Below are 13936 nucleotides of genomic sequence, written 5' to 3' on the forward strand. Positions count from 1 at the left end.
TCCCGGGGGTGTGGGGGCAGAGCCCCCACGGATCCCGCCGGGTCAGGCCGCCTCGACCTGCGTCTCCGGGCCGAACCGCCCGTAGAAGGTCTGGTTCTTCTCGGCCATTTCGCGCAAGAGCGCCGGGCACTCGAACCGGGCGCCGAACCTCTCGCTCAGCCGGTCGCAGGTCTCGGCCGCGAACGGCGCGCCGATGATGTCGAGCCAGGAGATCGGTCCGCCCGACCACGGCGCGAAGCCCCAGCCGAGGATCGCGCCCACGTCGCCCTCGCGGATGTCGAGAAGCACGTTCTCCTCGAGCGCCCGCACGGCCTCCAGCGCCTGCGCGAACAGGAGACGATGCTGCACCTCGATCAGGTCGGGCTGCGTCTCCGCGCGCGGGAAACGCGCGTCGAGGCCCTCCCAGAGACCCTGCCGCTTGCCCTTCTCGTCATAGGCGTAGAAGCCAGCATTGGCCTTGCGGCCGAGCCGGCCCTCGCTCTCCATCCAGAAGACGATCTCGTCGACCGCCTCGTCGGGATAGGCGTCGCCCATCGCCGCCTTGGTCGCGCGGGCGATCTTCGCGCCGAGGTCGATCGAGGTCTCGTCCACGAGCTGCAGCGGTCCCAGCGGCATGCCGACCTGCTTGGCCGCGTTCTCGATCAGCACCGGGTTCACGCCCTCGCCGAGCATCCGGATCCCCTCGTTGATGTAGGGGATGATGCAGCGATTGGCGTAGAAGAAGCGCGCGTCGTTGACGACGATCGGCGTCTTGCGGATCTGGCGCACGAAGTCGAGCGCCTTGGCCACCGCGCGGTCGCCCGTCTCGCGCCCCTTGATGATCTCGACCAGCATCATCTTCTCGACGGGCGAGAAGAAGTGGATGCCGATGAATTGCTCAGGCCGCTTGGACGCTTTCGCGAGGTCGCTGATCGGCAGGGTCGAGGTGTTGGTGGCGAAGATCGCATCCTCGCCCAGCACCGCCTCGACGCGCTCGGTCATGTCGGCCTTGACCTTCGGATCCTCGAAGACGGCCTCGACGATGAGGTCGCAGCCCTTCAGGTCATCGACGGATTCGGTCGGGGTGATGAGCCCCAGAACCTGCGCCTTCTTCTCTTCGGTCGCCTTCTTCTTCTTGATGCCCTCGTCCATGTATGACGCGGAATAGGCCTTGCCCTTCTCCGCTGCCGCCATGTCACGGTCGAGCAGGACGACCTCGATTCCCGCCTGGGCCGAGACGAGGGCGATGCCCGCGCCCATCATGCCGGCGCCGAGCACGCCCACGCGCTTGACCGTCTCGTCGGCCACGTCCGGGCGGTTCGCGCCCTTCTCGAGCGCGCCCTTGTTGATGAAGAGGGAGCGGATCATCGCACCCGAGGACGGGTTCATCAGCACGTGCGTGAACCAGCGCGCCTCGATCTTGAGCGCGGTGTCGAACGGCACGAGCGCGCCCTCGTAGACCGCGGACAGAAGCGCCTTGGCCGCCGGGTAGACGCCCTGGGTCTTGCCGTGCACCATCGCCGAGGCGCCGACGAAGGTCATGAAGCCCGCCGGGTGATACGGCGCGCCGCCGGGCATCTTGTAGCCCTTCTGATCCCACGGCTTGACGATGTCGGCGTCGTTGGCGCTCAGCACCCATTCCTTCGCCGCGGCGAGCGGGTCGGCGACGACCTCGTCGACGAGGCCGGCCTTCTGCGCCTTGATCGGATCGCTGAGCTTGCCTTCGAGCAGGAACGGCGAGGCCGCCATCGCCCCCATCTTGCGTACGAGGCGCGTCGTGCCGCCGCCGCCGGGGAAGATGCCGACCATGATTTCCGGCAGGCCGATCTTGGCCTTCGGATCCGGCGTCACGAAGATACGGTGGCACGCCAGCGGCAGTTCGAGCCCGATGCCGAGCGCGGTGCCGGGCAGAGCGGCCGCGATCGGCTTGCCGCCCTTCTGGGTCTTGGGATCCATCCCCGCGAGTTCGATCTTCCGCAGCACGTGGTGCAGGCCCATCACGCCGTCGAAAAGACCCCGCGCAGGCGCGTCGCCGGCGGCGTCCTTCATCGCGGCAATGGCGTTGAGGTCCATGCCGGCGGCGAAGCTGTCCTTGCCGGAGGTGATGACGATGCCCTTGACGCTCTCGTCCCCGAGCGCGTCGTCGATCAGGCCATCGAGGTGCTGTCCGGCGTCCATCGACAGCACGTTCATCGATTTTCCGGGGCAGTCCCAGGTGATCACCGCGACGCCGTCAGCGCCCTTGTCCATGGTGAAATCGGTCATAATCTCGGTCTCCCTCCGCGCGCTCACACGCGCTCGATGATGGTCGCGGCGCCCATGCCGGACGCGACGCAGAGCGTGGCGAGGCCGGTTTCCCGGTCACTGCGCTCCATCTCGTCCAGCAGCGTGCCGATGATGATCGCCCCCGACGCGCCGAGCGGGTGGCCCATGGCGATGGCGCCGCCGTTCACGTTGAGCTTGCCGTGATCGACGTCGAAGGCCTGCATGAAGCGCAGAACGACCGACGAAAACGCCTCGTTCACCTCGAAGAGGTCGATGTCGGAGATCGACATGCCGCTCTCGCGCAGGATCTTCTCGGTCGCCGGCACGGGGCCGGTCAGCATGATCGTCGGATCTGTGCCGATCTTCGCCGTCGCCTTGATCCGGGCGCGTGGCGTCAGCCCGTGCGCCTCGCCCCATTCCTTCGAGGCCACCAGCACGCCTGCGGCGCCATCGACGATGCCCGACGAGTTGCCGGCATGATGGATGTGATTGATCTTCGCCAGGTGCGGGTACTTGAGGATCGCCACCTTGTCGAAGCCGGGCATGGTCTCGCCCATGTCCTTGAAGGACGGGTTGAGCCCGCCCAGGGACTGCATGTCGGTGCCTGGGCGCATGTACTCGTCCCGCTCGAGAATCGGCAGGCCGTTCACGTCGCGCACGGTGTGGATCGATTTCTCGAACCGGCCCTCCTCCCAGGCCTGCGCGGCGCGCTTCTGGCTTTCGACGGCGAAGGCGTCGGCGTCGTCGCGGCTGATGCCGTACTCGGTCGCGATGATGTCCGCCGAAATGCCCTGCGGCACGAAATAGCTGTCCATCGCGATCGAGGGATCGACTGCGATCGCGGCACCGTCCGAGCCCATGGCGACGCGGCCCATCATCTCGACGCCGCCGGCGATGTAGGCCGCGCCCGCCCCGCCGCGCACCTGGTTGGCGGCGAGGTTCACCGCCTCCATGCCGGAGGCGCAGAAGCGGTTGATCGAAAGCCCGGGAATGCGCTCGTCCAGCATCGAGGCGAGAACGGCCGTCCGCGCGAGGCAGCCGCCCTGTTCGCCGACCTGCGTGGCGTTGCCCCAGATCACGTCCTCGACGTCGTAGCCGTCGAGATGGTTGCGCGTGGCGAGGCCGTCGAGCACCTGCGCCGAGAGCCGCGCGGCGGTCACCTCGTGCAGCGCGCCGTCCTTGCGGCCCTTGCCGCGCGGCGTGCGGATCGCGTCGTAGATATAGGCGTCGGTCATGTTGCCTCCTTGGTCGGTGCGTTCGGCGGGAAGGCCCGCGGCATGAGATCGTAGGGATGCGCCCAGCCGGGCTGTTCGGACAGCCGCGCCAGCCAGGCGTCGATATGGGGCCAGTCCGCCCGGACGAAACCGAACGGTTCTGGATAATAGAGATAGCCGCAGCAGGTCAGATCGGCGTTGGTGAGCGCGTCGCCGACGATCCAGTCGCGTCCGTCGAGATGCGCGTCGAGCACGGCATAGGCGCTGCGCAGCCGGTTCGCGGTGAAGTCGATCACCGCCGTCGGGCGCTTCTCCTCGGGCAGGAAATTCATCAGGAAACGCAGCATCCCGGCCTGGGAGCTCAGCTTGTGATTGTCCCAGAATTGCCAGCGCAGGATCTCGCGCGCCTCCTCGAGCGACGCGCCGCCGAACCGCCCGGTCCGATCGCTGAGATAGGCCTGGATCACCGCCGATTGCGTGAGGTGCGTGTCGCCGTCCACGAGCACGGGCGCTTCGCCCATTGCGTTGACGTCCCGGCGGTACGCATCGCTCCGGGTTTCGCCGTTGAAAAAGTCGATGAACTCCGGCGTCCAGTCGACCCCCTGCATCGAAAGCGCGAGCGCCGCCTTGTAGGAGTGTCCGGATTCACCGAAGCAATGCAGTCGGATCGTCATGCGACATCCTTTCCGTGGCGCGGGGCGGTGGCGACGGGAGCCTCCGGCTGGAGTATTTTCGCCAAGAAGAAGCCGCGGCGCGTCGAGCTTAGGCGCCCGTTAACCCAAATCAGGCCAGTCTGGCGCCGCGGTACAGGCTGGAGAGCCGATGACCGCCCAAGGAGAAGCCTCGCCGGCCGGCCTGCATTCCGCCTCGCGGTCGGGCCCGTCGGCGAGGTGGACCGGCTGCTGCCCGCGCTGTCAGACCAGGGTTCGATGTACGGTCCGTCTTCTTCTTGGCGAAAATACTCTCGCCGAAGGCATCCGAACGCCTGCGGAAAGCACGACGAGGGAGTGGAATGCTCCGGGGTGCCGCTGTCGCGGATCGACATAATCGACAGACTCCTCCATTCCTCTGTCACCGTTTCCGGGCATCGAGTTCCGCATTGAACAGGCGCAGCCGATGGCCCAGCGCCTCGTCGTCGGTCACGCTGTCGAAATGCTCGAACAGGAAGGACAGCGCCTCGCCCTCGTCGAGGCCGGCCTCGGCGGCGAAGCGCTTGAGGCGCCGGTAGCCGTCCTCGGTCATGGCGACCGGGAAGCGGCGGGTGAGGCGGAAACGCTTGGGCATCGGGCTCTCCTTCGGGGACGGGACCGGGCGGCGGTGCGCCGCCCGGCTCACCGTCGGATCAGAAGTGCGCCGCGTCCAGTTCCATCACCGGCGCTGCGCCGCTCTCGATGCGCTTGAGATGCATGCCGGTCGCGGGCAGCTGGCGCGCCATGTAGTAGCGGCCGGTGGCGAGCTTCGCGGCGTAGAAGTCCTTGTCCGAGGCGCCTGCATCGAGCGCGGCGCGCGCGGAGACGGCCATCTTCGTCCACATCAGCCCGAGGCAGACATGCCCGAAGAGATGCATGAAGTCATAGGACCCCGACAGCGCCGCGTTGGGGTTCTTCATGCCGTTCTGCATGAAGTACATACCGGCCGTCTGGAGATCCTTCGAGGCCGCCTTGAGCGGCTCGAGGAAGTCCCGGTCGATCGACTCGTCCCGGCCCTTCATCGCCGCGATCTCGGCCTTGATCATGTCGAAGAACGCCATGACGTGCTTGCCGCCGTCCTGCGCGAGTTTTCTGCCCACGAGGTCGAGCGCCTGCACGCCGTTGGTGCCTTCGTAGATCATGGTGATGCGCGCGTCGCGGACGAACTGTTCGAGGCCCCATTCGCGGGTGAAGCCCGAGCCGCCCAGCGTCTGTTGCGCCAGCACCGTCGTCTCGAAGCCCTTGTCGGTCAGGAAGCCCTTGATGACCGGCGTCAGGAGCGAGATCAGCCCCTCGGCATCCGCGTCTTCGTTGCGATGCGCGCGGTCGATCATCTGCGCGCCCCAGAAGACGAAGGCGCGCGCGCCCTCGACGAAGCTTTTCTGGGCCATCAGGTTCCGGCGCACGTCGGGATGCACGATGATCGGGTCGGCCGGGCCGTCGGGATTCTTCGTGCCGGTGACATCTCGCCCCTGCAGGCGGTCCTGCGCGAAGGCGAGCGCGTTCTGGTAGGCCACCGCACCCTGGGCGTAGCCTTGCAGGCCGACGCCGAGCCGCGCCTCGTTCATCATGGTGAACATGGCGCGCATGCCCTTGTGCAACTCGCCCACGAGGAAGCCACGTGCGCCGTCGTAGTTCATCACGCAGGTGGCGTTGCCGTGGATGCCCATCTTCTCCTCGAGGCCGCCGCAGCTGACCGCGTTGCGGTCGCCGAGGCTGCCGTCCTCGTTCACGAGGAACTTCGGCACGATGAAGAGCGAGATGCCCTTCACGCCGTCGGGGCCGCCCGGCACCTTGGCGAGCACGAGGTGGATGATGTTCTCGGACAGGTCGTGTTCACCGGCGGAAATCCAGATCTTGGAGCCGGTGATCGCGTAGGAGCCGTCGTCCTGCGGTTCCGCCTTGGTTCGGATCAGGCCGAGATCGGTGCCGCAATGGGGCTCCGTCAGGTTCATCGTGCCCGACCAGATGCCGTCGATCATGTTCGGCAGGTAGGTCTGTTTCTGCTGCGCCGAGCCGTGGGCATGAATTGCCGAGTAGGCGCCGTGGGTCAGGCCCTGGTACATGTTGAAGGCCATATTGGAGGACACGAACATCTCGCCCACCGCGCAGTTCAGCACGTAGGGCATGCCCTGGCCGCCGTATTCGGGATCGGCGTCGAGCCCCATCCAGCCGCCGGCGCGCATCTGCTCGTAGGCATCCTTGAAGCCCTCGGGGGTGCGCACCACGCCATTCTCGAGCGTGCAGCCCTGGCGGTCGCCGACGGGATTGAGCGGGGCGAGCACGTTCTCGGACAGCTTGCCCGCTTCCTCGAGGATCGCGGCGGTGGTGTCGGCGTCGAGATCGTCGTAGCCGGGGATGTCCTGCTCGTGAATCTTGAGAACCTCGTGCAGCACGAAGCCCATGTCCTTGGTCGGCGCGTGATAGATCGGCATGTCGGGGCTCCTCCCGTCTGGAAACTTACTCGGCGGCCTTTTTCGGCTGGTTCAGCGAAGACAGCATCTTCTCGCCCCAGCGCATCTGCTCCTCGAGCTCGGCGATCGCGGTATCGAGATCGGCGCGCTGCGATTTCAGTTCCGCAAGACGCGCCTCGGCGACCTCGTAGGTCTTGGACAGCTGCGTCGCCTGTGCATCGCCCATGTGGTAGAGGTCGAGCAGCTGGCGGATTTCCTCGAGGCTGAAGCCGAAGCGCTTGCCGCGCAGGATCAGCTTGAGCCGCGCGCGGTCGCGCTTCGTGAAGAGGCGTTTCTGGCCCTGGCGGACCGGAAAGATCAGCTCCTTAGATTCATAGAAGCGCAGCGTCCGCGGCGTCACCTCGAAAGCGTCGCACATCTCGCGGATGGTCATGGTGGTGTCGTCGGTCATACTTTTCCTGAGACTCTCGCTGGTGTCATCCGGCGGATGTGCGAGGTTCCGCGGCGTCTTACAACGGGGTTCGAGGTTGACGTAAGTTCAACGTCACGTCACTTCGCGCTTGACGTAAGATCAGCATCGGTCACGCCGGTCGCAGGGCAACTTCCTTGCGCCCGTCCGGCGGTCGCGGCCGACGCCGCGCTGCGCAAGAAAGGTGCCAAAGGGACCGGATCGCGAGACTCAGCGCGGTCGGGCCGCGACGCCTCGGCACGTGCGGGGCTCAGCCCGAGAGGGAGGCGGCGGTCTCGTCGCGCAGGGCCTTCAGCTCGTCCATGGCGGCGTCGAGCTGGCGGCGCTGGTCCTCGAGTTCGGACATCTGGCGGTCGGCGAGCTTGATCCATTCCCGCATCTGCGCCTCGGTGCCTTCCTTCTCGTAGATCAGCAGCCACTGGCGGATGTCCTCGAGCTGGAAGCCGAAACGGCGGCCGCGCATGATGAGCGTCATGCGCGCGATCTCGCGCGGGCCATAATAGCGCGCGCGGCCCTGACGTTCGGGCTGCAGCAGCTCGATATACTCGTAGTACCGCAACGTGCGCGGGGTCACGTCGAACTTCGCGCACATCTCCTTGAAGCTGAGGCGGGTGTCGGTCATCGCAGGTCCCGGGTTGCGGCTGGGGCAAAGGTAGGCGCCGCCACCACCGAGGGCAACCGCCGCGGCGCGGTCGACTTCGCCCCTGTCGCGGTGCGCGGGCCCGGTCCGTGCGCGACGGGTTGAAGCCGGCCGCACCACGGGCGCATAAAGGCGGCGTTGACCGCAGGAGCCCAATCCCCATGACCGCCGACAAGGCGCGGATCGCGCGCCAGTTCATCGAGACGATCCCGCATGCGCAGGCGCTGGGCATGACGATCACCGAGATCGGCGACGGCTTCGCGCGGATCGAGATGCCCTACGACGCGCGGCTCGTGGGCGATCCGCAGACCGGCGTGATCCACGGCGGGGCGGTCTCGGCGCTGATGGACACCGCCGGCGGTGCCGCGGTGATGAGCCATCCGGAGGCGCCGGCCGGCACGGCGACGATCGATCTCAGGATCGACTACATGCGCGCGGCGCAGCCCGGGCAGACCATCGTCGCGGAAGCCACCTGCTATCACATCACCCGCGCGGTCGCCTTCGTCCGCGCGACCGCGACCGACGAGGACACCGCGCGTCCCGTCGCGGCGGCGACCGGCGCCTTCACCGTGGAGCGCACGTCGTGAGCCGGCCCCGTCCCGAACCCGTCCAGGTGGTCAAGCAGCGCCGGGACGCCGCGCTCACTGCGCTGGCGGGCGGCGTGCCCTACATCCAGTTTCTCGGGATCCACTTCGACCGCCGCGGCGACGAGCTGACCGCCGTGCTGCCGTTCCGCGACGAACTGATCGGCAATCCGTTCCTGCCGGCGATCCACGGCGGCGTCACCGCGGCGTTCCTCGAGGTCACGGCGGTCATCTCGCTGAGCTACCTGTGGCTGTGGGAGGACGTCGAATCCGGCCGGATCGAGGTGGAGGCGCTGGAGGCCGGGCATCTGCCGCGTCTGCCCAAGACCATCGATTTCACGATCGACTACCTTCGCTCGGGCCTGCCGCGCGACGCTTATGCACGCGCGCGGATCACCCGCTCGGGCCGGCGCTACGCCAGCGTGCAGGCCGAGGCGTGGCAGGACAACCGCGACCGGCCGATGGCCGAGGCGATGGCGCATTTCCTGATGCCGCGGCGCGAGGACTGAGATGACCGACATCGCGGCGCCGCGCGATGTGACCCATGCGCGCGTCCTGCGGATCGCGCTGCCGATCGTGCTGTCGAACGCGACGATCCCGATCCTCGGCGCGGTCGACACGGCGGTCGTCGGACAGATGGGACAGGCCGCCCCGATCGGCGCGGTGGGCGTCGGCGCGGTAATCCTCTCGGCGATCTACTGGGTGTTCGGCTTCCTTCGGATGGGGACCACGGGCCTCGCGGCGCAGGCCGAGGGCGAGGGCAACCGCGCCGAGGTCGCGGCGATCCTGACACGGGTCCTGATCATCGGGCTGGGCGGCGGCGCGGCGGTGATCGTCGTGCAGCCGCTGCTCTTCGCCGGGGCGTTCCTGATCTCGCCGGCGTCGGCGGAGGTGGAGGCGCTGGCGCGCAGCTACATGGGAATCCGGATCTGGTCGGCGCCTGCGGCCATCGCGATTTACGGGATCATCGGCTGGCTCATCGCGCGCGAGCGCACCGCGGCCGTCCTGGTGCTGCAGGTCTGGATGAACGGGGTGAACGTGATCCTCGATCTGTGGTTCGTGCTCGGGCTCGGGTGGGGCGTCGACGGCGTGGCGTTCGCGACATTCCTGGCCGAGTGGTCGGGGCTGGCGATGGGGCTCTGGCTCTGCCGCGCGGCGTTCCGCGCGCCCGGATGGCGCGACCGCGCTCGCGTGCTCGACCGCGCAAAGCTGGTCCGGATGGCGAAGGTCAACTCCGACATCCTGGTCCGGTCGCTGCTGCTGCAGTCGATCTTCCTGTCCTTTATTCTCATCGCGTCGGATTTCGGCGACGTGACGCTCGCCGCGACGCAAGTGCTCGTGCAGTTCCTGCAGATCACCGCGCACGGCCTCGACGGTTTCGCCTTCGCGGCCGAGGCGATGGTGGGGCAGGCGCTTGGCGCGCGGGCGGTTGCCACGGTCCGACGCGCGGCGCTGTTGTCGTCTCTCTGGGGGCTCGTGCTCTGCGGTCTTTTGTCCGCGAGCTTCTGGGCCATCGGGCCGTGGCTGATCGATGTCATGGCGGACGTGCCCGAGGTGCAGGCAGAAGGACGCGTCTACCTGCCGTGGATCGTGGCGGTGCCGGTGATGGGCCTCGCCGCTTGGATGCTCGACGGTGTCTTCATCGGCGCGACGCGGACAGCCGACATGCGCAACATGATGATCCTGTCGGCGGCCGGCTACTACGCGGCGCTCCTCGTGCTGGTCCCGGCCTTCGGCATGCACGGGCTCTGGGCGGCGATGCACGCGTCGTTCGTCCTTCGCGCACTGACGCTCTGGGCACGCTACCCGGCGCTAGAGCGCGCAGCGGCCTGAGCGGTCAGAGCGTCTCGAGCGCGCGGGCGAAGACCGACGCTTCGACGTTGCCGCCGGAGATGGTGACGATCACCGTGTCCGCCTCGACCTCCGGCGAGAAGAGTGCGGCAGCGAGAGCGACCGCGCCGCCGGGTTCGGCGACCACCTTGAGCCGTTGGAACGCCAGAGCCATCGCGTGCAGGACGTCCGTATCCGACACCGCGAGCCCGGGGCCAGCGAGCCGCGCGAGCACCGGGAACGTGAGCGTGCCCGGTGCCGGCGTGAGCACCGCGTCGCAGAGCCCGGCCTCCGGTCGGCCATGTGGCGTGATCTCTCCGGCCGCGAGCGAGCGTGCCACGTCGTCGAAGCCCTCGGGCTCGACGGTGCGAAGGCGCAGGCCCGGCGCCTCCGCCTCGAGCGCGAGCGCAATACCGGCGGACAGGCCGCCGCCGCCGCAGCACACCAGCACTTCGGCCTCGGTGATGCCGCGCGCGCGGGCCTGTTCGGCGATCTCCAGCCCGCAGGTGCCCTGACCGGCGATCACCTCGGGGTCGTCGAACGGCTTGACCAGTGTCAGGCCACGCGTCGCGGCGAGCTCCGCGCCGATTGCGTTGCGATCCTCGGTCGCGCGGTCGTAGAGCACGACCTCGGCGCCAAGGGCGCGGGTGTTGGCGATCTTGAGCGCGGGCGCGTCCGAGGGCATGACGATGACCGCCGGGGCCGCGAGTTCCTGCGCCGCGCGCGCGACGCCCTGCGCGTGATTGCCGGATGAAAAGGCGATGACGCCGCGCGACAGCGTCTGCGTGTCGAGCGCGGACAGTGCGGCGCGCGCGCCCCGATACTTGAAGCTGCCAGTGTGCTGCAGGCACTCGGCCTTGATCAGCACCCGCCGGTCCGCGATCTCGTCGAGGAACGGCGACGACAAAAGCGGTGTCACCCGCGCATGCCGCGCAAGACGTTCCGACGCCGCGCGGATGCGCTCGATCGTCATCGCAGCATTCCGAGCCAGCGCCCGAGCGCGTCGAGCGCCTCCGGCTCGTCCAGAAACGGGATATGGCCGCGATCGGGCACCTCGACCGCAATCATGTCGGGCCGGCGCGCCTGCATCTCTGCAAAGGTCTCGGGCGCGAGCAGGTTGGAATTGGCCCCCCGGATCGCGCAGAGCGGCAGGCCCGCCAGCGCGTCGAACAGCGGCCAGAGGTCCGGCGCCGGTTGCGCGCCGGATCCCAGCACGGCGTCGCGCAGCCGCGGATCGTAGGGAATGGTCAGGCCATTCGGTCCCTCGCGAAACAGCGTGCGCGCCTCATGCTCCCAGCGCTCCGCCGGGACCGCGGCAAATCCCGGCATCCGCGTGGCCATCGCCTCCGCGGCTTCGGCGTAGCTCTTCCAGACGGGATCGCGGCCGAGATAGTCCTTGATCGTATCGAGCCCGGCCTCGGCAATCTCGGGTCCGATGTCATTGAGCGCGACGGCCGACAGCCGGTCCTTCGCCGTCGCCGCGAGCATCATCGCGATGAGCCCGCCGCGCGACGTGCCGAGGATCGCCGCGCGGGCGATTCCGAGGTGGTCGAGCAGTTCGACCGCGTCGCGCGCCTCCACCGGGATGGTGTAGCTTTCGTGCGGGCCCCATTCGGACTGGCCGCGCCCGCGATAGTCGGGCCGGATGAGCCGCACATCCCTTAGGTGCGGCGCGACGTAGTCGAAGTCGTGGTGGTCGCGGGTAAGGCCGGCGAGGCAGAGCAGCGGCAGACCGTCGCCCTCGTCCTCGTAGTGCAGCGACAATCCGTCGGATGTGGTAAAACGAGGCATCAGGACACGAGCTCCGGCAGGCGGGACAGATCGGGCAGGACATGCGCCGGGCGGCCGGGCAGCCGGTCCACCGGGTGGCCGCCACGGTTGGCCCAGACCGTTTCGAAGCCGTAGGCGGTGGCGCAACCGGCGTCCCATCCGTTCGAGGACACGAACAGGACCGCGTCCTTGTCTACTCCGAAGCGACGGCCGACGAGGTCGTAGACCGCGGCAGCGGGCTTGAAGACGCCGACCTCTTCGACGGACAGCACGGCATCGAGCGAGCCACCGAGGCCCGCGGCGGCGACCGAGCTGTCGAGCATGTCCGGGCTGCCGTTCGACAGGATCGCACAGGTGTGGCCCGATGCTTTCAACGCGCGCAGCATGCCGGGCACCTCGGGATAGGCATCGAGCTCGCGGTAGAGCGCCAGCAGCCGGTCGCGCAGTTCGTCGTCGCCATCGAGACCGCGATTCTCCAGCGCCCAGTCGAGCCCGTCCTGTGTCACCTGCCAGAACGGGCAGTGATCGCCGGTGATCGCACGCAACCACGTATATTGCAGCTGTTTCTGCCGCCAGTCCTCGGCCACGTCCTGCCAGCAGTCGGCGAGAGCCTCGCGGCCCGGCTCGCGCGCCGCGGCGCGGGCGGCGGAGCCCACATCGAACAGCGTGCCGTAGGCATCGAAGATACAGGTGGTGATCGGCATGACTCCTCCGCGCGCGCCACGTCTCGGGCCGGAGCCTTGCACGCGGCGGGCGCGGCGAAAAGAGCAGGGGTGTTCCCATCCCGCGCCGATGCCGCTAGGGGCGAGGCGGGCAGGGGGCGCAGGAGGGCGCGGCATGAACGACAGCGAGACGGATCGCGACGAGGTCCTGGCGGTGGTGGCCGCCTCCGCACCGCGCCGCTGGCTCGGGGTCGGATCGGTCTCGACGCTCGGGGCCTTGCTCGTCGGTCTCGCCTTCGGCACCCCGCTCGGCCCGCTCTGGCAGGCCGGGTTCCTGCTCGGCGGTATCGCCGTGCTCTGGGCCGCGCGCGAGATGTGGCGCGGCACGCGAGCGATCCTGGAGCTGACGCGCGAGGAACTGCGCGAACGCGACGGGGCGGTGCTGGCGCGGATCGAGGAGGTCGAACGGGTCGATCGTTCGATGTTCGCGATGAAGCCGTCGAACGGCTTTCTCCTGGTGCTGAACCGGCCGCGCACGCGAGCGTGGCGGCCGGGTCTGTGGTGGCGCCTCGGGCGCCGCGTCGCGGTGGGCGGCGTGACCTCGGGCGGTCAGACCCGGCCCATGGCCGACATCATCGCCGCGCTGCGGACCGGGCAGATCTGAACCTGCCCGGTCCCCGGCATCATCAGACGCCGCTCGGCTCGATGTTCTGGCTGCCGTCGGTGTTGTCGGCGCAGTTCGACCAGCCGCCCACGTCGCGGAAGTCGCCCGAGTTCGTGTTGCACAGCGTGTCAGCGGTGCCCTGCATGGTGCTGTCGCCGTAGTCGTAGCCGGCGTAGCCGCTCTCGGGGTTCTCCTCGAACAGCACCTGCGGCGCAAAGCGCGGACGGGTGAACGAGTAGGAGCTGATCTCGAAGGTCGACAGGCCCGCTTCGAAGACAGGCTCGTAATCGGTCCACGTCTCCACCAGGACGATCTGGTCGTTGCGGGCCATCAGCGGAAGCTTTTCGGACATGTCGTTGATGTAGCCGTCAAGCTCGGGGCGGATGCCGCGCGATTCGGACCAGAGCACCTCGTAGCTCGGTGCCTCGTTCTCGATGTTCTTCGTCTGCTTCACGACGCTGATTCGCAGGTCGGTGTCTTCCGGGCGGCTTTCCAGCATCGCCAGCACCAGCTCATAGGTGTGGTCGACGTATTCCGGGTTCAGCGGACGCGTCTCGCGGGAGATCATGTCGCCCACGCTGTAGTTCACGCGCTGCTCGAGTGCGGAGCTGCGGCTGGCGTCGTGCCACACCCAGACCCCGCAGAAGATGAACCACAGGATGGGCAGGGCGAGGATCGCCTCGATGTTGACGTCGCCGTTTTCGCGTGTGGCGAAGGCGGCAAAGCGGCGCTTCAGGATGGAAGTCATTGTTCCGG

15 protein-coding genes are annotated in these 13936 nt (G+C 68.2%); 4 read left to right on the forward strand and 11 right to left on the reverse strand.

Annotation, left to right across the window (positions count from 1 at the left end):
• Window positions 1–42: 42 nt before the first annotated feature.
• The 7 genes from ROJ8625_RS19525 to ROJ8625_RS19555 all read right to left on the reverse strand — a co-directional run bounded on the left by ROJ8625_RS19525 (window position 43) and on the right by ROJ8625_RS19555 (window position 7652).
• Entirely contained in the window at window positions 43–2244 is a 2202-nt protein-coding gene (locus tag ROJ8625_RS19525) for a 3-hydroxyacyl-CoA dehydrogenase NAD-binding domain-containing protein (RefSeq protein WP_085793611.1), read from the reverse strand.
• A 23-nt stretch (window positions 2245–2267) separates the two neighbouring features.
• Window positions 2268–3479, reverse strand: coding sequence for an acetyl-CoA C-acetyltransferase (locus ROJ8625_RS19530; RefSeq protein ID WP_085793612.1), 1212 nt, complete (start codon window positions 3477–3479; stop codon window positions 2268–2270).
• Complete coding sequence (locus tag ROJ8625_RS19535; RefSeq protein ID WP_085793613.1) at window positions 3476–4132, reverse strand: glutathione S-transferase family protein; 657 nt, start codon at window positions 4130–4132, stop codon at window positions 3476–3478. The genes ROJ8625_RS19530 and ROJ8625_RS19535 overlap by 4 nt, the downstream gene beginning before the upstream one ends.
• Before the next feature lie 397 nt (window positions 4133–4529).
• Window positions 4530–4742 (reverse strand): hypothetical protein, encoded by a 213-nt coding sequence (locus ROJ8625_RS19540; RefSeq protein ID WP_085793614.1) that lies wholly within the window; start codon window positions 4740–4742, stop codon window positions 4530–4532.
• Window positions 4743–4800: 58 nt separating this feature from the next.
• On the reverse strand, window positions 4801–6582 hold the full coding sequence (locus ROJ8625_RS19545) for an acyl-CoA dehydrogenase C-terminal domain-containing protein (RefSeq protein ID WP_085793615.1): 1782 nt from the start codon (window positions 6580–6582) through the stop codon (window positions 4801–4803).
• 25 nt (window positions 6583–6607) lie between these two features.
• Window positions 6608–7012, reverse strand: a complete 405-nt coding sequence (locus tag ROJ8625_RS19550; protein ID WP_085793616.1) for a MerR family transcriptional regulator — start codon at window positions 7010–7012, stop codon at window positions 6608–6610.
• A gap of 268 nt (window positions 7013–7280) precedes the next feature.
• Window positions 7281–7652, reverse strand: coding sequence for a MerR family transcriptional regulator (locus tag ROJ8625_RS19555; protein ID WP_085793617.1), 372 nt, complete (start codon window positions 7650–7652; stop codon window positions 7281–7283).
• Window positions 7653–7831: 179 nt separating this feature from the next.
• Here ROJ8625_RS19555 and ROJ8625_RS19560 point away from each other — a divergent pair, with 179 nt between their 5' ends.
• Genes ROJ8625_RS19560 through ROJ8625_RS19570 form a run of 3 tightly spaced genes read left to right on the forward strand, consistent with a single transcriptional unit; the run spans window position 7832 to window position 10087 of the window.
• Window positions 7832–8257 (forward strand): PaaI family thioesterase, encoded by a 426-nt coding sequence (locus ROJ8625_RS19560; RefSeq protein ID WP_085793618.1) that lies wholly within the window; start codon window positions 7832–7834, stop codon window positions 8255–8257.
• A complete protein-coding gene (locus tag ROJ8625_RS19565; protein WP_085793619.1) occupies window positions 8254–8763 on the forward strand; it encodes a PaaI family thioesterase in 510 nt (169 codons plus the stop codon). Before ROJ8625_RS19560 ends, ROJ8625_RS19565 begins: the two co-directional genes overlap by 4 nt.
• 1 nt (window position 8764) lies before the next feature.
• Entirely contained in the window at window positions 8765–10087 is a 1323-nt protein-coding gene (locus tag ROJ8625_RS19570; RefSeq protein ID WP_085793620.1) for an MATE family efflux transporter, read from the forward strand.
• Window positions 10088–10091: 4 nt separating this feature from the next.
• Here the strand turns inward: ROJ8625_RS19570 and ROJ8625_RS19575 are convergent, their stop codons facing one another.
• Genes ROJ8625_RS19575 through ROJ8625_RS19585 form a run of 3 tightly spaced genes read right to left on the reverse strand, consistent with a single transcriptional unit; the run spans window position 10092 to window position 12558 of the window.
• Window positions 10092–11057 carry a threonine ammonia-lyase gene (locus ROJ8625_RS19575; protein WP_085793621.1) on the reverse strand — a complete coding sequence of 322 codons (966 nt, stop codon included), beginning with the start codon at window positions 11055–11057 and terminating at the stop codon, window positions 10092–10094.
• Window positions 11054–11875, reverse strand: a complete 822-nt coding sequence (locus tag ROJ8625_RS19580) for an alpha/beta fold hydrolase (RefSeq protein WP_085793622.1) — start codon at window positions 11873–11875, stop codon at window positions 11054–11056. The genes ROJ8625_RS19575 and ROJ8625_RS19580 overlap by 4 nt, the downstream gene beginning before the upstream one ends.
• Window positions 11875–12558 (reverse strand): haloacid dehalogenase type II, encoded by a 684-nt coding sequence (locus tag ROJ8625_RS19585; RefSeq protein WP_085793623.1) that lies wholly within the window; start codon window positions 12556–12558, stop codon window positions 11875–11877. The genes ROJ8625_RS19580 and ROJ8625_RS19585 overlap by 1 nt, the downstream gene beginning before the upstream one ends.
• A gap of 133 nt (window positions 12559–12691) precedes the next feature.
• Here ROJ8625_RS19585 and ROJ8625_RS19590 point away from each other — a divergent pair, with 133 nt between their 5' ends.
• Window positions 12692–13180, forward strand: a complete 489-nt coding sequence (locus ROJ8625_RS19590) for a hypothetical protein (protein ID WP_085793624.1) — start codon at window positions 12692–12694, stop codon at window positions 13178–13180.
• A 22-nt stretch (window positions 13181–13202) separates the two neighbouring features.
• Here the strand turns inward: ROJ8625_RS19590 and ROJ8625_RS19595 are convergent, their stop codons facing one another.
• Window positions 13203–13928 carry a hypothetical protein gene (locus ROJ8625_RS19595; protein WP_085793625.1) on the reverse strand — a complete coding sequence of 242 codons (726 nt, stop codon included), beginning with the start codon at window positions 13926–13928 and terminating at the stop codon, window positions 13203–13205.
• Between the last annotated feature and the right edge of the window lie 8 nt (window positions 13929–13936).

The sequence above is a fragment of the Roseivivax jejudonensis genome (genome assembly GCF_900172265.1).
Classification (GTDB): domain Bacteria; phylum Pseudomonadota; class Alphaproteobacteria; order Rhodobacterales; family Rhodobacteraceae; genus Roseivivax; species Roseivivax jejudonensis.

Coding starts and splice junctions, on each gene's coding strand:
- ROJ8625_RS19525 (WP_085793611.1), bottom strand. CDS start 2,244: ATGACCGATTTCACCATGGACAAGGGCGCTGACGGCGTCGCGGTGATC.
- ROJ8625_RS19530 (WP_085793612.1), bottom strand. CDS start 3,479: ATGACCGACGCCTATATCTACGACGCGATCCGCACGCCGCGCGGCAAG.
- ROJ8625_RS19535 (WP_085793613.1), bottom strand. CDS start 4,132: ATGACGATCCGACTGCATTGCTTCGGTGAATCCGGACACTCCTACAAG.
- ROJ8625_RS19540 (WP_085793614.1), bottom strand. CDS start 4,742: ATGCCCAAGCGTTTCCGCCTCACCCGCCGCTTCCCGGTCGCCATGACC.
- ROJ8625_RS19545 (WP_085793615.1), bottom strand. CDS start 6,582: ATGCCGATCTATCACGCGCCGACCAAGGACATGGGCTTCGTGCTGCAC.
- ROJ8625_RS19550 (WP_085793616.1), bottom strand. CDS start 7,012: ATGACCGACGACACCACCATGACCATCCGCGAGATGTGCGACGCTTTC.
- ROJ8625_RS19555 (WP_085793617.1), bottom strand. CDS start 7,652: ATGACCGACACCCGCCTCAGCTTCAAGGAGATGTGCGCGAAGTTCGAC.
- ROJ8625_RS19560 (WP_085793618.1), top strand. CDS start 7,832: ATGACCGCCGACAAGGCGCGGATCGCGCGCCAGTTCATCGAGACGATC.
- ROJ8625_RS19570 (WP_085793620.1), top strand. CDS start 8,765: ATGACCGACATCGCGGCGCCGCGCGATGTGACCCATGCGCGCGTCCTG.
- ROJ8625_RS19575 (WP_085793621.1), bottom strand. CDS start 11,057: ATGACGATCGAGCGCATCCGCGCGGCGTCGGAACGTCTTGCGCGGCAT.
- ROJ8625_RS19580 (WP_085793622.1), bottom strand. CDS start 11,875: ATGCCTCGTTTTACCACATCCGACGGATTGTCGCTGCACTACGAGGAC.
- ROJ8625_RS19585 (WP_085793623.1), bottom strand. CDS start 12,558: ATGCCGATCACCACCTGTATCTTCGATGCCTACGGCACGCTGTTCGAT.
- ROJ8625_RS19590 (WP_085793624.1), top strand. CDS start 12,692: ATGAACGACAGCGAGACGGATCGCGACGAGGTCCTGGCGGTGGTGGCC.
- ROJ8625_RS19595 (WP_085793625.1), bottom strand. CDS start 13,928: ATGACTTCCATCCTGAAGCGCCGCTTTGCCGCCTTCGCCACACGCGAA.